Genomic DNA, 17,458 nt, shown 5'->3' on the forward strand with positions numbered 1-17,458 from the left:
TTTAACGTATTTTAAAGACCTACTCGCCTGTTGGCTCGGACCGGGGAGCAGCCTCTGAAGCAGGTGTACCCGCATCGACATTTTTCTCGATTGGCTTACGACGGCGCGGGGCGCGTTTTGGCTTTTCTGAAGCTGGCTCGGCCCCGTCTACTGGGGCGGCAACGGGGTTTTCAGTCCTAGGCTTACGCGGCGGGCGATTAGAAACCTTGCGCGGTTTGGCCTCAGGCGTATCCACCAATCCGCTATTATCAGTGCTTGTATCCAACAAATCAGGTTGTGGGCCAGAACCCAAATCAGGCTGAACATAGGGGCGCGGCGTATCCGGCTTGGCAACAGGCGTCGGAGCGGATTGCACGGGCGGTTCAATCGGCGAAGTACCTGCGGCCTGCGTTTCTTGACGTTCGAACCGATCCGTGCGCTCGCTGTCGCGCTGCGCCTGACGGTCACGGTTTTGGGCTTCTTGGCTTTCACGGCGCTCTTCGATTTCGCGCATATTTTCGGCCAACAGGCGGGTGTAATGCTCGGAATGCTGGGCAAAATTCTCTGCAGCGACTCGATCATTTGACAACTGAGCATCGCGCATCAGTTGGTTATACTTGTCGATTATTTGCTGTGGTGTCCCGCGCACCTTACCTTCAGGTCCCGAACTATCGAAAACCCGATTGGTTAAGTTGCCACCATTGTTTGATGGAAAACGGCTACGGTTATTCTTACCGCGTGAGCGTGTTTTGGAAGATCTCATATTTTTTTCTATCCAGCCCTATATGGCAGTCGTAAGGTCCATGCCGCGCCTCTTGCGTGGGGTTTCTATACCGGCCCTGACGATTTCTGGCTTATCAGCAAGGGGGACCGCCTATTAAGCATCCGCCGCCTTACCTTAATCAGGAGTAAACACGACCCCGCGCGTAAAACAAGCATAAATTTCATCTTAGAGGCATCATTAGGCGATTTTCGCACAATACGTGTGAAATTTCCGTCAATTTTCCGCCCAACCCCCCGAAACAGCCCTGTCATTGTTGGAAAGGTCTTTGGAAACAGCAACCTGTGCAAAGCCCGCCTGTTCAAACATTTGAGCCACCTGAGGAGCTTGATCAAAACCAATTTCCACGATGAGGCGTCCGTTTGGTACGAGATATCTGGGAGCGTTTCGAGTAAGAATTTGGTACGGCCCAAGACCGTCTCCCCCCGGCGTAAGGGCGCCATGAGGTTCCCAGTCGCGCACTTCGGGGGCGAGGGTTTGCATGGCCTGTGCACTGATGTAGGGAGGGTTGGACACGATAAGGTCGAAAGCCTGTGGTGGAATGTCAGCGAACCAATCGCTCATTATGAATTCAGTGCGGCTGGTAAGGTTGAGCGCTTCGGCATTGCCGCGCGCCACATCCAACGCGGCAGTACTCACGTCTGTCGCAAGCCCCGTGGCCTTGGTTTCCGCCAGCAAAGTCAGCAGGATACAGCCCGTCCCCGTGCCAAGATCAAGCACCCGCTCAAAAGGGCGTTCAAGGGCCAAGTCAATCACAAGTTCCGTATCTGGACGCGGGTCTAAGACATCGGGCGTCACCCGAAAGTCGCGCCCATAGAAGGCCCGCAGGCCGATAATTTGCGACACGGGTTGGCGGGCCATGCGCGCCGCAATATGTGTCTCAAATTCCGCGAGGGCCACGCTGGACATCGGCTCCTGAACCACCAAAGTGAGGCGCGCGCGTTCCATTTTTAAGGCATGCGCGAGCAAAATACGCGCGTCGGTGGCGGGATCGGCCACCCCTGCCCTTTTAAGGAGTTGAACCGCTTCGAAAAGGGCAACCGCCCCCGTTTTCTCAGCGATCAATTTTCCATCTCGGCCAAAAGCTCGGCCTGAGCATGGGTGGTAAGCGCGTCAATGGTTTCATCCAAATCGCCAGCCATCACCTGATCAAGTTTATACAGGGTCAGGTTGATTCGGTGGTCGGTCATGCGCCCCTGCGGGAAATTATAGGTGCGGATACGTTCGCTACGATCGCCCGACCCCACCATGCTTTTGCGGCTGGCAGAGCGTTCGTCGTGCAGCTTTTGACGTTCCAAATCATAGAGTCGCGTTTTGAGCACGGTCATCGCGATTTCGCGGTTGCGGTGCTGCGATTTCTCGGCGCTCACAACGATGATACCTGTGGGAATATGGGTGATCCGTACGGCGGAATCGGTGGTGTTGACGTGTTGCCCACCCGCGCCGGAAGCCCGCATGGTATCGATGCGAATATCATTGGTGTTGATATTAATATCAACATCTTGGGCTTCGGGAAGCACGGCAACGGTTGCCGCTGACGTATGTATCCGCCCGCCGCTTTCGGTTGTCGGCACACGCTGAACACGATGAACGCCACTTTCGTATTTCAGGCGCGCAAAGACGTTTTCGCCCGAAATCCGCGCGACCAATTCCTTGACCCCGCCAAGCTCGCTTTCATTGTATTCAATGATCTCAAATTTCCACCCGTGATTGTCGCAATAGCGCTGATACATTCGCATCAAATCGCCTGCAAACAACCCCGCCTCATCGCCCCCCGTACCCGGACGGATTTCCAACATCGCGGGACGAGCATCGGCCTCATCCTTGGGCAGGAGTGTAAGTTGCAAAGCGGATTCAGCGAGGGGAAGTCGGGCGCGCAAAACGGGCAGTTCCTCATCCGCCAGCTCTTTCATCTCGGGATCCAACAGCATCTCTTCGGCATCAGCTATATCACTGGTGAGCTGTTGATAGGACTGAATTTCATCAACCACGGGCTTAAGGTCGGAATATTCCTTGGCCAGGACCGCAATATCAGACGTTCCCTCCGCCATAGAAGCTTCGAGAAATTGAAACCGTTGCAGGATCTGCATGAGTGTGTCTGTTGCTATCATGCTATGGAAATGCGTTATCTGCCGGATTTGGTCAAGGGGGCGAAATGTGCTAAGATCGTCATATGAACGGTTTAAGCTTAATTTTTGCTTTGCTGGGCACAGCAAGCCTTGCCGAAACGGCCAACCAAAGCGTTGCTGCGCCACCGCTGCCTGAGGTTTCATGCTATTGCACCGATAAAACAGGAAGTCGCGTCGAACTGGGTCAAACCGTCTGCTTACAGGTTGATGGACGTATGTTTACCGCCCGCTGCGAGATGTCGCTCAACAACCCAATGTGGCGCGAACAATCCGAGGGCTGCCTATCCTCCGGTCTGTATCAAATCCGCGACCCATCCTTGGATACGCGCCTGATTCACCCCAAGATCTTTTTTCCCAAATCTTGACCTGCCAACAATCGTCGTCTCGGATCCTGATTGCTCAATTGTGGTATAATCTGGGAAGTTCCAAAGCGCTGAACGGGTGATATAGGTGACGTGACGCTCCTCGGGAGAGCCCGCCAGAACCTTTGTGCGGTCCGTTTGCAGGATAAGATCATGCAGATGCAAAAAATCGATCCCTTGAAGCGTGGTCCGATAACTCTTCTCAGACGGTTCCGCTATGTCATGAACCGAACGGTGCCACAGTGATGCGGGACTAGGTGCCAAGCGGACATAGAGCGAAAAAAGGGCCAAGACCCCCGCCAATCCCATGAGTAGTTTAATCATTACGTATCAATTCTCTAAATGAAGGTCAGGTTAAAGGCTGGGAGTTTTCTACCATACGGGCAAAGAAAGACGCGCCAATTGGTAGGATTTCATCATTGAAAACATAGGCGGGGTGGTGAACTTGCGCGCCCATACCCTGCCCCAAATGAAGATAGGCCCCGGGGCGTTCTTCGAGCATATAGGCGAAGTCCTCGGCGGCCATGATCCGACTTGCCTCGGCGTCGACGTTGGCCTCTCCCACGATGCTCCGTGCCACTTCTGCGGCCTTTGCGGTTTGCGCGGCGTGATTGATCGTGGCCGGATAGCCTTTGTGATAAACCAGCTTTGCATGCACCCCGTAAGCGCTTGAATATCCGCTACAAAGCTCCTCAAGCCGTTTCATCACCATGGCCTGTACATCCTTTGCAAAGGTGCGCACGGTTCCATTGATATAGGCCGTATCGGGGATAATATTGTCGGCGGTCCCCGCGTGAATTTGTGTGACAGATACCACCAAATCGTCGGTCGCTTTGTGATTGCGACTCACAATGCTTTGGATGCCTTGCGCAAGCGCGACAGCAGTCATAATCGGGTCGGCAGTTTCGTGTGGCATCGCGGCATGTCCGCCGGTCCCTTTGATGAAAATATCAAAGCTATCAACCGCTGCCATATTCGGCCCGACGCAGGTTTCAAACTTGCCGACAGGCACTTCGGGCGCGTTGTGGATGGCATAGACTTCTTGGATGTCAAAGCGGTCCATGACCCCTTCTTGGCACATAACTTCGCCGCCGCCGCCGCCTTCTTCGGCAGGCTGGAACAACAATGCTACCCGCCCCGAAAAATTGCGGGTTTCCACGAGATATTTGGCGGCGCCCAGCAACATCGTCGTGTGTCCATCGTGGCCACAGGCGTGCATTTTTCCGTCATTCTTGGACGCGTATTCCACGCCGCTTTCTTCTTGCATCGGGAGAGCATCCATATCGGCGCGCAGGCCAATTGTGGGGCCAGGTTTCTGGCCGTTGATGATCGCAACAATCCCCGTTTTGGCGATGCCTTCCTCAATCGAATCCACCCCAAATTCACGAAGTTTCTGAGCGACGAACGCAGCTGTCTCGTGGCACTCAAAACCAAGCTCTGGGTTCTCGTGCAATGCCCGACGCCAAGTGGTCATTTCCGCACTCAGATCCCCTATCCGATTGATAACTGCCATCTGCTCTGGACTCCCATGCCGTCGTTTGTCTAACTCGCCATAGTCTTTCTGAAACAAAAGGGCGCTGCAATGGCACAACAACCTCTCCTGACGTCAAATGGCGAAATTTCACGACTTTTGGCCATAATGGAGCGTCTAAGAGATCCCGAAACGGGCTGCCCTTGGGATGTCGAACAGGATTACGCCAGTATCGCCCCTTATACGATCGAAGAGGCCTATGAGGTTGCCGACGCGATTGAACGGGGTGACATTGCGGAACTTGAGGGCGAATTAGGCGATTTACTCCTTCAAGTCGTGTTTCAAGCGCAAATCGGTGCCGAGGCCGGAGATTTCACCTTCCAAAGCATCACCCAAAACATCAGCGACAAAATGATCGCCCGCCACCCGCATGTTTTTGGTGACGAAAGCCGCGACAAATCTGCAGCGCAACAAACAGTTGATTGGGAAAAAATCAAGGCCGCCGAGCGTTCCGACAAAGAACAAAAAGGTGCTCTGGAGGGAGTGGCTGTTGGGCTTCCTGCCCTGCTGCGGGCTGTGAAATTGCAAAAACGTGCGGCGCGGGTCGGCTTTGATTGGCCCGATATTTCGCAGGTTTTGGATAAGGTTGTTGAGGAAACCCACGAACTCGCCGAGGCACGCGCAGAGCTTACCCAAACCGAAGTTGAAGAAGAATTCGGGGATTTGCTTTTCGTCATGGCCAATGTTGCCCGCCATATGAAAGTCGACCCAGAGGCCGCGCTCCGTGCTGCAAACGCCAAATTTACACGGCGCTTTGAGGGGATCGAAGCCCTACTTGCGGAGCAGGGAAAAACTCCGGTCGAGTCCAATCTGGCTGAAATGGACGCGTTGTGGGATGCTGTGAAACGCCTAGAAAAGCGCGCAGTTACAACAGGGTAATCTACCCGCGACAATTATTCCGATTATTTTAGTGGGGTATTATCCACTCCACTCTTGACCTGAGTGTTTTAGTCAGATTAAAAGCCCTCATACAATTCGCACCTTTTTACTCGGAGATACCATGCGCCTGATCACTACGCTTGCCACTTTGGCCCTCGCTTCCCCCGTTCTTGCCGACGAAGTGAATGTCTATTCCTATCGTCAACCAGAACTGATCGCCCCCCTCACAGAAGCTTTTACCGCGGAAACAGGCATCGACGTGAACGTCGCTTTCCTTGAAAAAGGCATGGTTGAAAAACTGACCGCCGAAGGCAATCGCACCCCCGCTGATGTCATTTTGACGGTCGATATTGCGCGTTTGAATTCGGTCATCGAAGCGGGCCTCACCCAACCTGTCGAGAGCGAAATCCTCACCGCCAATATCCCTGCTAACCTGCGCGGTGAAAACAATGAATGGTTTGGCCTTACCACCCGAGCCCGCGTCATCTATGCGTCCAAAGAACGTGTCGCTGACGGCGAAGTCACAACCTATGAGGACCTCGCAGATCCGAAATGGAAGGGGCGCATCTGTACCCGTTCTGGAACGCACGCCTATAACACAGCGTTGATCGCAGCCATGCTTTCGCACCATGACGAGGCCTATGTCACCACATGGCTTGAAGGTGTAAAAGCCAACCTCGCGCGCAAACCCCAAGGCAACGACCGCGCACAGATCAAGGCGATTTGGGCCGCAGAATGCGACATCGCGATCGGCAACACTTATTACATGGGCCAAATGTTGGCCGACGAGGAACAAAAGGCATGGGCCGACTCAGTTGATATCGTTTTCCCAACGTTTGAAGGCTCTGGCACACACGTCAACATCTCTGGTGTCGCGATGACGAAATATGCACCAAACAGGGACAATGCCGTGAAATTCATGGAATTCTTGGCGTCCTCCAAAGCTCAAGAAATCTACGCTGCGAAGAATTTTGAATACCCAATAGCACCGGGAACAAGCGTCGATCCTGTTGTTGCAAGCTGGGGTGAATTCACCGCAGACGAGACCAACTTGATGGAAATCGCACAGTTGCGCGCACAGGCCATTCGCCTCGCGGAAACAGTAGATTTTGACGGTTAATATTCGGTCTGACCAAACGAAAACACCCCTGCCAATTGTGCGGGGGTGTTTGCATTTATAGCCAAGTCTTTACTTGCAAATCCGTGTTTGTCTGCGCAATCTTCGACTTCACGATAGGAAGCCAAGTTAATGAATGCACATAAAACGCCCCGCAAAATCATCATCGATACCGACCCAGGCCAAGACGACGCCGTTGCCATCCTTTTGGCGCTCGGAAGCCCTGAAGACATAACCGTTTTGGGGATAACTGCTGTTGCTGGCAACGTGCCCTTGGCCCTCACGGAAAAGAACGCGCGCATCGTTTGTGAATTGGCGGGAAAGCCCGACACAAAGGTTTTTGCGGGCTGCGACGCGCCAATGAAGCGCGCCCTTGTTACCGCGGAACATGTGCATGGCAAAACTGGCCTCGACGGCCCTGTGATGCCCGAACCGACGATGGCGCTGACTGCGGGCCACGCCGTGGACTTCATCATCGAAACCCTGCGCGCTGAACCCGCAGGCACGGTCACGCTTTGCCCTCTTGGCCCTCTCACCAACATCGGCGTAGCGTTTGAAAAAGCGCCCGACATCATTGCGCGTGTCCAAGAGATCGTCTTGATGGGCGGTGCGTACTTTGAAGTAGGAAACATCACTCCCGCCGCAGAATTCAACATCTACGTCGACCCAGAAGCCGCTGATATTGTTTTTAAATCTGGCATAAAAATCACTGTCATGCCCCTCGACGTTACCCACAAAGCTTTGACCACCGCCGCGCGGGTGGATGCCTTTCGTGCGCTAGGGACGGCTCCAGGGAAAATGGTCGCCGAGTGGACAGACTTTTTTGAGCGTTTTGACAAAGAAAAATACGGCTCCCTCGGCGCGCCGCTCCACGATCCCTGCGTCATTGCGTACTTGATTACACCCGAATTATTTCAAGGCCGTTTCGTCAATGTCGAGATCGAAACCACCTCCAAATTGACGCTTGGAATGACGGTTGCCGATTGGTGGGGGGTGACGGACCGCGCGCCGAATGCTACCTTCATGAGCGAGATTGACGCCGACGGGTTTTTCGCTCTTTTAACGGAGCGCATCGGGCGGCTTTAGACCGAAACAACATTAAAAGGCGCGCGCATGGCACTGTTTAAATTTGATAATTCCTATGCACGCCTTCCAAAAACTATGTTCGCGGAGGCGGCCCCGACACCTGTTGACGCGCCGGAACTCTTGGCGCTCAATCAGGAACTCGCGCTGGAACTTGGGCTTTCCGAAGATCTGTTCCACAGCGACAACCTGCTCAACATGCTCTCAGGCAATGCCATTTCCGAAGGCTCGCAGCCCATCGCGCAGGCCTATGCCGGACACCAATTTGGCAACTTCGTCCCACGCCTTGGCGATGGGCGCGCGCATCTTCTGGGCGAAGTCCTCACCCCTACAGGCGCACGTTTCGACATCGCGCTCAAAGGCTCTGGTCCCACCCCCTATTCGCGCAACGGCGACGGTCGCGCGTGGCTTGGCCCCGTCTTGCGGGAATTCCTCGTGAGCGAAGCAATGCATGCCTACGGCGTCCCCACAACGCGGGCCCTCGCCATTGTCGCGACGGGGGAGCGCGTCCAACGCGAAACAGCCCTCCCCGGCGCTATCCTCACGCGTGTGGCCAGTAGCCACTTACGCGTCGGCACCTTTCAATACTTCGCCTACCGCAACGATACCGAAGCGCTTACCCTACTGACGGACATTGCCATCGCGCGGCACTATCCCGAAGTAGATGGCCCGCTTGGCCTCTTGCAAGCCGCCGTCAACGCGCAAGCTGATCTTGTGGCGCAATGGATGGGTTTGGGCTTTATTCATGGCGTGATGAACACCGATAATTGCCACGTGGGTGGAATCACCATCGACTATGGCCCCTGTGCCTTCATGGACGGATTTGATCCCACGCGTGTGTTTTCCTCCATCGATCAGCAAGGGCGCTATGCTTATCAAAGCCAGCCCGATATTGCCGCATGGAATCTCGCACAATTCGCAAGCAGCTTGATTGCAATTATGGGCCCACAAGACGAGGCCATTGCCCAAGCGACCCAAGCCGTAAACAGCTTTGTTCCGCGTTTTCATCGCGCGTGGCTCTCCGTGTTTGGCAAGAAAATTGGGTTTGATGTGGCCAAAGCCTCCGACCGCCCTCTTCTCGTCGATTTGCTTGGAATCATGGCCGCCGAGGAAGTTGATTTTACGCTGTTTTTCTGGTCACTGTCGCATGGAGGGAGCGCCGCGTTATTCAGCGACCCCACAGGTTTTGAGAACTGGGAGATTCGCTGGAAAGAGCGCCTTGAATCGGAGAGCGATCCAGAATCGGTGATGGCCCGCGCAAACCCAGCCGTCATTCCCCGCAATCACTGCGTCGAACAAGCGATCCAGGCTGCAGTAACAGGCGACCTCGCGCCCCTCGCGGCCCTCCACGCAGCACTAAGCACCCCATACGAGCGGCCCGAGGATAAAACGCTCATGGACGCCCCAAAGGACGATGAACGCGTCTATGCGACCTTCTGCGGAACCTAGGAACGCTTAAGTGGCGTAATGTGCCCTGCGGCGAAAATTTTACATTGAGAAAAGGAAAGTGGCGCGGTTGACGGGGCTCGAACCCGCGACCCCCGGCGTGACAGGCCGGTACTCTAACCAGCTGAGCTACAACCGCGCATCGCAACGGGCGTCTTCCAAAAGTGCAGTGGCGCGGTTGACGGGGCTCGAACCCGCGACCCCCGGCGTGACAGGCCGGTACTCTAACCAGCTGAGCTACAACCGCGTGCTGCACTCTTGAGTAACTACCCAAGCGTGAGGCTGCTTTTAGGGTGCGCGGTTGCTGGCGTCAAGCCGCGTTCGTCCGAAAAGAGCAAGGAAAGTGAACAAATATTTTCAGGCTTATTTTTTCAGTAAACCGAAGCTCTAATTGCCCCATAACAGCAGGGAAAACCGTTGAAATAGCTCGACGTCAAACAGGCATCAACAAATGATTCGTTTTGAAATTCATACGGCACTTTGGGATAAATGGTGGGTCGTGAGAGGCTCGAACTCCCGACATCTTCGGTGTAAACGAAGCGCTCTACCAACTGAGCTAACGACCCGGTAAGCGCTAATTAGCCTAGGCACATGGGGGGATGCAAGAGCAAAAATGCGATTATTTTGCTTCTTGCAAAATTACTTCCACGCCATCGCGAACTTCAAAGATACATCCTTGAGTCAGTGGCAACTTGCACATCGCCTGATGGTCCAACCCACAAAGGTTTCCTCGCAACATTACTGAGCAAATTCCGTGCGTTATGAGAACAGTTGTCGTGGTAAGTTCGTTGAGAAACGCAGTGCACCTTTTGCGAAGTTTATCAACGCCCTCCCCGTTTATCGCCCCCGTATAATACTCGAAATCACAGGATGCTTGGCAAGAACTTGGCCAAAGCCGCTTGATTTCGCTGCGTTCCAAACCTTCCCAGAGCCCCGCCGAAATTTCAGCAATACGTGGATCGAATCTTGGAGGGGAAACAAGCTTATGACCGCGCAGGGCAATCTCGGCGGTTTGACGGGTTCGTCCGAGGGGACTCACCACAACTTGCGCCGCTTCTCGCGCGAACACCCCCGCCAGAAGGCGTTGCTGCACGACCGCTTGCTCCTTGCCACGCGCAGTCAGAGGAGAATCCAGCGATCCCTGCAACCGATGCCCAAGATTCCATTCGGTCTGGCCGTGCCGCAATATGAATATAGGAGGGAATTTCGACATTGGGGCCTCGTACTTTGTGTTTTTTCAAACGGCTAACGCCCCTGCAAAGGGAGGGCAACCCAACGCAAAGGGAGGGCAACCCAACGCGATCTTTTTTGGTTCTAAAGAAAGTACGAAAACCTTGGATGTCCCACGGACTAAGCGGCCTCGATTATGGCCACTTTTCGAAGAACCAAGCGGTCAAAGCGATTTGGAGCGCCGAATGCGGCAGACGGTCACTGTTGCATTGGGCATATCTTTTGTTTTCTTAATGACAAGCTTGCCCATGGGCTGAAGGTTGAGCGTTTCGCCCTTGCCAATCGCCTCTCCAAGAACGGAAAGCAGGGTTTCGACCAATGGCTTAACGTCTTTTCGCTTCATACCGTTCTTGGCAATGATGCGATCGATCAAATCGTTCTTTTTCATCTCGGGAGCGCGCTCTGTGACGTTCTCCGAAGGAATAACACCCTCCACCGTGCGAGGAGCGGTTCCCTCTGTTGGGACAGATTTTGGCTCAACCGTGGTGGCTTTTTCGCTCAATGTTGTTCTTTTTCTAGATGTGGTCATGAGGCTGTCCAATTGTTTCGATTATGGGAACAGCGTATCTGATCCCTCCTTAACAATCTACTCATTCGAAAGAAACCGCATAGTATTCAAAGAGATATTTCAAAAACGCAACACAGCGCATGCGGAAAGGGCGCCGATTTCTCGACGCCCTAAAACTTCTTAGGTGTTAGTCTTAGTGTGCGACTGGGTGGTTCGGATTGCTGCTTTGACTTGCAATTGACGCCAACCGCGCAGCTTCCTCGGCTTCTTCATCCCACAAAATCGGCTCCGGCTTAGAGACCAAAGCGTGTTTCAGAACTTCGCTCACATGCGACACCGGAATAATCGTCAAACCATCTTTGACGTTGTTCGGAATATCCACCAGATCTTTTTCGTTTTCTGCTGGAATGAGAACGGTTTTCACCCCGCCCCGCAACGCCGCCAATAGCTTCTCTTTCAAGCCGCCAATGGGCAACACATTGCCGCGCAACGTGACCTCGCCGGTCATGGCGATATCCTTTTTCACGGGGATTCCCGTCAACACAGACACAATCGACGTCACCATGCCAACACCCGCGCTTGGCCCGTCTTTTGGGGTCGCGCCTTCGGGAACGTGTACGTGGATGTCGATTTTCTCGAACACCGGTGGCTTCACCCCAATTTCGGGACTAATGGAGCGCACAAAACTACTCGCAGCTTCGATGCTTTCCTTCATCACGTCGCCCAATTTGCCGGTTGTTTTCATCCGACCCTTGCCAGGCAATTTAAGCGCTTCGATCGAGAGCAGTTCACCGCCAACACTGGTCCAAGCAAGGCCCGTTACAACACCAACTTGGTCTTCTTCTTCGGCCAAACCATAGCGGAAACGCCGCACGCCAAGGAACTCAGACAGGTTGTCGGAGGTCACACGCACGATTTCTTCCTTTTTGCGCACAATCATTGTCACAGCTTTACGTGCCAATTTCGCCAACTCACGCTCAAGGTTCCGCACACCAGCTTCCCGTGTGTAGTACCGCAAAATGTCCATGAGCGCCCCATCTGTGACCTCAAATTCATTTTTGCGAAGACCATGATTTTTGATCTGCTTTGAGATCAAATGTTGCTTGGCGATCTCGGCTTTTTCATCTTCTGTGTAACCCGCAAGCGGAATGATTTCCATCCGGTCCAAGAGCGGACCCGGCATGTTATAGCTGTTCGAGGTTGTCAGGAACATCACATCAGAAAGGTCATATTCGACCTCAAGATAGTGATCCACAAATGTGGAGTTTTGTTCCGGATCAAGCACTTCCAGCATAGCAGACGCGGGATCGCCGCGGAAATCTTGGCCCATCTTGTCGATCTCATCGAGCAAAATTAGCGGGTTCGACGTTTTGGCCTTTTTCAAAGCCTGAATGATTTTACCCGGCATGGAGCCAATATACGTCCGGCGGTGGCCACGGATTTCGCTTTCATCGCGCACGCCGCCAAGGCTGATGCGAATGAACTCACGCCCCGTGGCCTTGGCAACCGATTTTCCGAGCGAGGTTTTCCCCACCCCTGGAGGGCCAACGAGGCAAAGAATGGGGCCCTTCAGCTTCTTGCTGCGTTGCTGAACGGCAAGGTATTCCACAATGCGTTCTTTAACTTTTTCGAGGCCATAGTGATCATCGTCGAGCACTTTTTCAGCCGCCGCTAGGTCTTTTTTAACCTTGCTACGCTTGTTCCACGGAATGGACAGCATCCAGTCGAGATAGTTGCGCACAACCGTTGCCTCGGCTGACATTGGGCTCATGTTTTTGAGCTTCTTCAGCTCCGCATTCGCCTTTTCGTGGGCTTCCTTGGAGAATTTGGTTTTGGCAATGCGTTCTTCAAGCTCTGCAACTTCGTCTTGCTCTTCGTCGCCGTCGCCCAATTCTTTCTGAATGGCTTTCATTTGCTCATTCAAATAGTATTCGCGCTGGGTGCGCTCCATTTGGGTTTTGACGCGGGTTTTGATCTTTTTCTCGACCTGAAGCACGGACATTTCGCCCTGCATAAGGCCATAAACCTTTTCAAGCCGCACATCGATCGGCAAGGTTTCCAAAAGCTCTTGCTTTTGTTGGACTTCGATCCCCAAATGACCGGCCACAAGGTCCGCAAGCTTTGCGCTATCCGAGGCGTCGGATACAGCGGCAAGCGCTTCTTCGGGGATGTTTTTCTTAACCTTTGCATAGCGCTGGAATTCTTCGCCAACCGAACGCACAAGCGCTTCAATCATGTCTTCTTCGCCGGGGACCTCTTCAAGGAACTCCGCCGTTGCTTCAAAGAATTCAGCATTCTCGAGATATTCGTTAATGCGCACGCGCTGAATACCCTCGACCAAAACCTTCACGGTCCCGTCGGGCAATTTCAACAGTTGCAGCACGTTGGCCAAAACGCCAACTTTGTAGATTCCATCGCTATCCGGATCATCCACAGCAGGATCGATCTGGCTTGCGAGAAGAATGTGTTTGTCATCGGCCATCACTTCTTCGAGGGCGCGGACAGATTTATCGCGACCAACGAAAAGCGGCACAATCATATGTGGAAACACCACAATATCGCGCAATGGCAGTACGGGATAAGAGGAATTAAGTTGCTCGTGCATGTTCAGTCCTTATTATTAGCAAGAAGAAATGGCCCCGCTTGGCGGCAACCGGTATCTTCTCCGTGTCGGATTTATAGTTGGGGGCCTGTCCCCGAACTTTCAACCGTTTCCGGCAAAGCTTTGGGTAAGAATGCCTTTATGTGGGGCTTATTTCAAGGGCACAAACACGCGTGCCCTCAGGGTTTTTAGCCAAATTAGATGTTAATCCGCAGATATCCACGTTTTTTGGCAATAATCACGGGGACTTCACGAATTATTCACCTTCAGCACATTTTCGCGCAGGAGTTGAATCTTGAAGGCCCATCTAGAGCGGCTCAATGTCTCCTGCCGCCCGATCTTCGTGGAATTTCTTTTGGAACGCCTCAAAAGCGCCGATAGCAATGGCCGCGCGCATATCCGACATCAACTCTTGGAAATAGTGCAGATTGTGCCACGTCAAAAGCATCCCCGAGATCATCTCTTGCGAGCGGAAAACATGGTGCAAATAGGCGCGGGAATAGTTGGAACAGGCGGGGCATGTGCAAGCTTCATCCAAGGGGCGTGGGTCATCCGCGTGGCGGGCGTTTTTGATATTAATCACCCCATTGCGCGTGAACAATTGACCAGTGCGACCAGAACGGCTGGGAAGGACACAGTCCATCATATCGATGCCCCGCGCCACGGCGCCAACGATGTCATCGGGCTTACCGACGCCCATCAAATAACGTGGACGGTCGGTGGGCAACATGTCGGGCGCATAGTCCAGCACCCCAAACATCGCCTCCTGCCCCTCGCCCACGGCAAGGCCGCCAACAGCATAGCCATCAAACCCAATTTCGCGCAGTTTTTCCGCGCTTTCTGCCCGCAAATCCTGCGTGACGCCGCCTTGTTGGATACCAAACAACGCGTACCCCGGACGGTCGCCAAAGGCATCGCGTGAACGTTGCGCCCACCGCATCGACATTTGCATTGATTTCGCAACTTCGGCATCAGTCGCTGGCAACGCGGGGCATTCGTCAAAACACATGACGATATCGGAGCCGAGAAGTTTCTGAATTTCCATCGAGCGCTCGGGTGTCAACATATGTTTGGAGCCGTCAATGTGAGAGGAAAACTTAACCCCCTCCTCACTCATTTTGCGCAGACCCGCGAGGCTCATCACCTGAAATCCACCGCTGTCCGTGAGGATCGGCTTGTCCCAGTTCATGAATTTATGCAGGCCACCCAAACGATCAATCCGCTCCGCAGTCGGGCGCAGCATCAAATGATAAGTGTTCCCCAAAAGGATATCCGCCCCCGTCGCCGCAACGCTTTCGGGCAACATTGCCTTGACCGTAGCCGCCGTCCCAACGGGCATAAACGCAGGTGTGCGAATGTCACCGCGCGGCGTGGAAATCACACCTGTGCGGGCTTGTCCGTCGGTGGCTTGCAGATCAAAGGTAAACTTTTGCGTCATTTTGGCACTCGATTTGGATTCGGAACGGCCCCTAGTGGACCACAAAGTATGGAATTGGCCCTTGTAGGGAATTTACGTCGAATGCCAAGCTATTTTCCCAAACAGGCCCCTTTGCCCTCAAGCTCTCGCAGTGACGGCCACCATTTGATCGAGCTTGGCAGCGCAAATGAAATCATTCTCCGACAATCCGCCCAACTCGTGACTGGTGAACAAAACCCGACAATACCCCCAACCAAAACTCACGTCGGGGTGGTGCCCTTGTTGATCCGCTAAAAACGCCGCCGTATTGGCCATATAGACGGCCTTGGCAAACCCCTTGAACCTGTATTCGCGGGTCAAGCTTTTGCCATCGTCGGCCAACACCCACCCGTCCGCTAATTGCGCCATCATTCCTTGTGCGACGCTCAATTCCATCGCTTCGCCAATCCCTTGGCAAGGCGCGCAGGACTTGTCACTCAACATGCAAACTTCCGTCATAATTTCGCTCCATATCTGCGCCTAGGACGCGGCTTTTTCTGGGTAAGTCGGAGCAAAGAGGCCCATGGATTGTGCGACTCTAACATCCGCCAGCAGATCGCGCTCCGACATTTCCTCCAGATCCTCAATTGATTGTATCACGAAATAGACTGGCTGATGAATATCAATCCGATAAGGGGTGCGCAGCACGTCGAGCAGGTTGAACTCCCGCCGCTCTGGCACCTCGGAATTGACCGAATAGGCAAGCTCGGTGGGCGACGACGCCAGCCCTGACCCTAGAGCCTTCACGCCCTGCCCTTGCTGTAAAAGGCCAAATTCAATCGAAAACCAATACAGCCGGATCAGCCAACTATAGTCCTTAACCTCGGCCTTTAGACCCGCTTTACCAATGGCCTGAGACACACGCGCAATCCGCGGATCGGCCAAAAGCGGCGTGTGCCCGAAAATCTCGTGAAAAATATCAGGCTCTTCGATGTAGTCGAAATCCTTGCGGCTACGAATAAACGAGGCCGCGGGGAAGGTTTTATCCGCCAACATTCCAAAGAATCGCCCAAAACCGATGAGTGCAGGCACGGGTGCCACTTGCCAACCGGTCAAGTCACGCAGCCGTTCGGAAACCTCGTTGCATTGCGGAACGCGATCATGTGGCAAATCCAAGACCTTTAACCCCCGCAGAAACGGCTCGGCCATATGTCTGTGAACGGGCAACTCTTGGGCCGCATAAAGGTCGCGCCAAACGCCATCTTCTTCCTCAGAATAAGCGATGTGCCCCAATTCGTCGGGAATCTTTGCAGAATATGCACTCATTTTGGTCACTTGCGGCCTCCTCTTCGCTATAAGAAGGATTTCACAAACGAGGGGAAAAATCTTGCCTCAAACCTGTCTTTAGCACAATAATGAGGCAAATCTTCCCTCAAAAGTCAAAGTAACTGGAAATTACCACCAAATGGATGCCTTAGATTCCCACGACATCGCCATATTAGCCGCGCTCCAGCGTGATGGAAAAATGAGTCTGCAAGATCTCGCCCGCGAAGTGAACCTCTCGACATCCCCTTGTTGGCGCCGCGTTCGAAAGCTGGAGGAAAACGGCACAATTGCACAATATACCGCCATTCTGGACGCCCGAAAAATTGGCATCAATACACAGGCCTATATTCATATTTCCCTTTTAGATCATACTCAAACGACAATAGACGCTTTTGATGCATTTGTTGCCCGCGAAGAACAAATCGTTGAATGTGCATCCATCACAGGCTCAGATGATTATCTGCTTAAAATCGTCGCAAAAGACCCCGAGGACCTCGAAACCTTCCTGATGAAAGGCATTTTAAGCCTCGGTATTGTGCGTTCGAGCACCACTCATTTCGTATTGCGCCAGAAAAAACAAAGCACCTTCCTGCCTTTATGAGCGTTGGGGAGTCCGGTCACAACATTGGGTACGAGCCCCTCTGGACGTTTGCTTCGTTATCCCTATATAATTGGTCAACTATTACAAATGAGGCCCAAAATGGACGCGACTTCTCAATCCCCGATCGAAGGGGCTCCTTTGATCAAACCATCCAGTAGCGAACACGCGCTTTATGACTCGATTGTGGATGCGTGCCGCACAGTTTATGACCCTGAAATCCCTGTAAATATTTACGATTTGGGTCTGATTTATACGATTGAAATCAATGAGGAAGGTGACACAAGCGTCATCATGTCCCTCACGGCACCGGGGTGTCCTGTGGCTGGTGAAATGCCCGGCTGGGTAGCCGAAGCCATCGAATCCCTACCCGGTGTAAAATCGATAGAAGTTGATCTCACATGGGAGCCACCCTGGGGTATGGAAATGATGAGCGACGAAGCACGCCTTGAACTTGGGTTCATGTAACCCCATTTTTGTAAGGTACCACC

General features: G+C 53.3%; 17 protein-coding genes and 3 tRNA genes. 6 read left to right on the top strand and 14 right to left on the bottom strand.

Going from position 1 to position 17,458, the window contains the following annotated elements:
• Positions 1-19 precede the first annotated feature (19 nt).
• From AB9F29_RS02955 to AB9F29_RS02975, 5 genes are all read right to left on the bottom strand, one after another.
• Complete coding sequence (locus tag AB9F29_RS02955) at positions 20-742, bottom strand: DUF4167 domain-containing protein (protein ID WP_369754533.1); 723 nt, start codon at positions 740-742, stop codon at positions 20-22.
• A 234-nt stretch (positions 743-976) separates the two neighbouring features.
• The gene (gene prmC, locus AB9F29_RS02960; RefSeq protein WP_369754534.1) at positions 977-1,825 is read right to left on the bottom strand and encodes a peptide chain release factor N(5)-glutamine methyltransferase; all 849 of its coding nucleotides are present in this window, start codon (positions 1,823-1,825) and stop codon (positions 977-979) included.
• Positions 1,822-2,871 carry a peptide chain release factor 1 gene (gene prfA, locus AB9F29_RS02965; protein WP_039000620.1) on the bottom strand — a complete coding sequence of 350 codons (1,050 nt, stop codon included), beginning with the start codon at positions 2,869-2,871 and terminating at the stop codon, positions 1,822-1,824. The genes prmC and prfA overlap by 4 nt, the downstream gene beginning before the upstream one ends.
• A gap of 299 nt (positions 2,872-3,170) precedes the next feature.
• Complete coding sequence (locus AB9F29_RS02970) at positions 3,171-3,575, bottom strand: DUF1499 domain-containing protein (RefSeq protein ID WP_369754535.1); 405 nt, start codon at positions 3,573-3,575, stop codon at positions 3,171-3,173.
• Between the two features lie 25 nt (positions 3,576-3,600).
• Positions 3,601-4,764 (bottom strand): M20 aminoacylase family protein, encoded by a 1,164-nt coding sequence (locus AB9F29_RS02975; protein ID WP_369754536.1) that lies wholly within the window; start codon positions 4,762-4,764, stop codon positions 3,601-3,603.
• 69 nt (positions 4,765-4,833) lie between these two features.
• On the opposite strand from AB9F29_RS02975, the gene mazG reads away from it, so the two are divergent.
• From mazG to AB9F29_RS02995, 4 genes are all read left to right on the top strand, one after another.
• Positions 4,834-5,661, top strand: coding sequence for a nucleoside triphosphate pyrophosphohydrolase (mazG, locus tag AB9F29_RS02980; RefSeq protein WP_335585467.1), 828 nt, complete (start codon positions 4,834-4,836; stop codon positions 5,659-5,661).
• 121 nt (positions 5,662-5,782) lie between these two features.
• Positions 5,783-6,781 (top strand): Fe(3+) ABC transporter substrate-binding protein, encoded by a 999-nt coding sequence (locus AB9F29_RS02985; protein ID WP_369754537.1) that lies wholly within the window; start codon positions 5,783-5,785, stop codon positions 6,779-6,781.
• 129 nt (positions 6,782-6,910) lie between these two features.
• Positions 6,911-7,864: a nucleoside hydrolase gene (locus AB9F29_RS02990; RefSeq protein ID WP_369754538.1), complete on the top strand. Its 954-nt coding sequence runs from the start codon at positions 6,911-6,913 to the stop codon at positions 7,862-7,864.
• A gap of 27 nt (positions 7,865-7,891) precedes the next feature.
• The gene (locus tag AB9F29_RS02995; protein ID WP_369754539.1) at positions 7,892-9,310 is read left to right on the top strand and encodes a YdiU family protein; all 1,419 of its coding nucleotides are present in this window, start codon (positions 7,892-7,894) and stop codon (positions 9,308-9,310) included.
• 59 nt (positions 9,311-9,369) lie between these two features.
• On the opposite strand, the gene AB9F29_RS03000 is transcribed toward AB9F29_RS02995, so the two are convergent.
• The 9 genes from AB9F29_RS03000 to AB9F29_RS03040 all read right to left on the bottom strand — a co-directional run bounded on the left by AB9F29_RS03000 (position 9,370) and on the right by AB9F29_RS03040 (position 16,429).
• A tRNA-Asp gene (locus AB9F29_RS03000) sits at positions 9,370-9,446 on the bottom strand.
• A gap of 31 nt (positions 9,447-9,477) precedes the next feature.
• Positions 9,478-9,554 (bottom strand) — tRNA-Asp (locus tag AB9F29_RS03005).
• Positions 9,555-9,797: 243 nt separating this feature from the next.
• Positions 9,798-9,873: transfer RNA gene (locus tag AB9F29_RS03010), tRNA-Val, on the bottom strand.
• Between the two features lie 53 nt (positions 9,874-9,926).
• Positions 9,927-10,520, bottom strand: coding sequence for a histidine phosphatase family protein (locus AB9F29_RS03015; protein WP_369754540.1), 594 nt, complete (start codon positions 10,518-10,520; stop codon positions 9,927-9,929).
• A 180-nt stretch (positions 10,521-10,700) separates the two neighbouring features.
• Positions 10,701-11,066 carry an HU family DNA-binding protein gene (locus AB9F29_RS03020; RefSeq protein WP_369754541.1) on the bottom strand — a complete coding sequence of 122 codons (366 nt, stop codon included), beginning with the start codon at positions 11,064-11,066 and terminating at the stop codon, positions 10,701-10,703.
• A gap of 172 nt (positions 11,067-11,238) precedes the next feature.
• Positions 11,239-13,650 (bottom strand): endopeptidase La, encoded by a 2,412-nt coding sequence (lon, locus tag AB9F29_RS03025; RefSeq protein ID WP_335585473.1) that lies wholly within the window; start codon positions 13,648-13,650, stop codon positions 11,239-11,241.
• 304 nt (positions 13,651-13,954) lie between these two features.
• Positions 13,955-15,085, bottom strand: coding sequence for a tRNA guanosine(34) transglycosylase Tgt (gene tgt / locus AB9F29_RS03030; protein WP_369754542.1), 1,131 nt, complete (start codon positions 15,083-15,085; stop codon positions 13,955-13,957).
• Positions 15,086-15,202: 117 nt separating this feature from the next.
• Positions 15,203-15,562 (bottom strand): 4a-hydroxytetrahydrobiopterin dehydratase, encoded by a 360-nt coding sequence (locus AB9F29_RS03035; protein WP_369754543.1) that lies wholly within the window; start codon positions 15,560-15,562, stop codon positions 15,203-15,205.
• Between the two features lie 21 nt (positions 15,563-15,583).
• Positions 15,584-16,429, bottom strand: a complete 846-nt coding sequence (locus AB9F29_RS03040) for a phenylalanine 4-monooxygenase (RefSeq protein WP_369754693.1) — start codon at positions 16,427-16,429, stop codon at positions 15,584-15,586.
• A gap of 79 nt (positions 16,430-16,508) precedes the next feature.
• Here AB9F29_RS03040 and AB9F29_RS03045 point away from each other — a divergent pair, with 79 nt between their 5' ends.
• Both AB9F29_RS03045 and AB9F29_RS03050 read left to right on the top strand, forming a co-directional pair.
• The gene (locus AB9F29_RS03045; protein ID WP_369754544.1) at positions 16,509-16,970 is read left to right on the top strand and encodes an Lrp/AsnC family transcriptional regulator; all 462 of its coding nucleotides are present in this window, start codon (positions 16,509-16,511) and stop codon (positions 16,968-16,970) included.
• Between the two features lie 99 nt (positions 16,971-17,069).
• Positions 17,070-17,435, top strand: coding sequence for an SUF system Fe-S cluster assembly protein (locus AB9F29_RS03050; protein ID WP_039000466.1), 366 nt, complete (start codon positions 17,070-17,072; stop codon positions 17,433-17,435).
• Positions 17,436-17,458: the final 23 nt, after the last annotated feature.

The sequence above is a fragment of the Falsihalocynthiibacter sp. S25ZX9 genome (assembly GCF_041205405.1).
Lineage (GTDB): Bacteria > Pseudomonadota > Alphaproteobacteria > Rhodobacterales > Rhodobacteraceae > Falsihalocynthiibacter > Falsihalocynthiibacter arcticus.

Excerpts from the sequence above, each read along its gene's own strand:
- AB9F29_RS02955 (WP_369754533.1), bottom strand. The coding sequence starts at position 742 with ATGAGATCTTCCAAAACACGCTCACGCGGTAAGAATAACCGTAGCCGT.
- prfA (WP_039000620.1), bottom strand. The coding sequence starts at position 2,871 with ATGATAGCAACAGACACACTCATGCAGATCCTGCAACGGTTTCAATTT.
- AB9F29_RS02970 (WP_369754535.1), bottom strand. The coding sequence starts at position 3,575 with ATGATTAAACTACTCATGGGATTGGCGGGGGTCTTGGCCCTTTTTTCG.
- AB9F29_RS02975 (WP_369754536.1), bottom strand. The coding sequence starts at position 4,764 with ATGGCAGTTATCAATCGGATAGGGGATCTGAGTGCGGAAATGACCACT.
- mazG (WP_335585467.1), top strand. The coding sequence starts at position 4,834 with ATGGCACAACAACCTCTCCTGACGTCAAATGGCGAAATTTCACGACTT.
- AB9F29_RS02985 (WP_369754537.1), top strand. The coding sequence starts at position 5,783 with ATGCGCCTGATCACTACGCTTGCCACTTTGGCCCTCGCTTCCCCCGTT.
- AB9F29_RS02990 (WP_369754538.1), top strand. The coding sequence starts at position 6,911 with ATGAATGCACATAAAACGCCCCGCAAAATCATCATCGATACCGACCCA.
- AB9F29_RS02995 (WP_369754539.1), top strand. The coding sequence starts at position 7,892 with ATGGCACTGTTTAAATTTGATAATTCCTATGCACGCCTTCCAAAAACT.
- AB9F29_RS03015 (WP_369754540.1), bottom strand. The coding sequence starts at position 10,520 with ATGTCGAAATTCCCTCCTATATTCATATTGCGGCACGGCCAGACCGAA.
- AB9F29_RS03020 (WP_369754541.1), bottom strand. The coding sequence starts at position 11,066 with ATGACCACATCTAGAAAAAGAACAACATTGAGCGAAAAAGCCACCACG.
- lon (WP_335585473.1), bottom strand. The coding sequence starts at position 13,650 with ATGCACGAGCAACTTAATTCCTCTTATCCCGTACTGCCATTGCGCGAT.
- tgt (WP_369754542.1), bottom strand. The coding sequence starts at position 15,085 with ATGACGCAAAAGTTTACCTTTGATCTGCAAGCCACCGACGGACAAGCC.
- AB9F29_RS03035 (WP_369754543.1), bottom strand. The coding sequence starts at position 15,562 with ATGACGGAAGTTTGCATGTTGAGTGACAAGTCCTGCGCGCCTTGCCAA.
- AB9F29_RS03045 (WP_369754544.1), top strand. The coding sequence starts at position 16,509 with ATGGATGCCTTAGATTCCCACGACATCGCCATATTAGCCGCGCTCCAG.
- AB9F29_RS03050 (WP_039000466.1), top strand. The coding sequence starts at position 17,070 with ATGGACGCGACTTCTCAATCCCCGATCGAAGGGGCTCCTTTGATCAAA.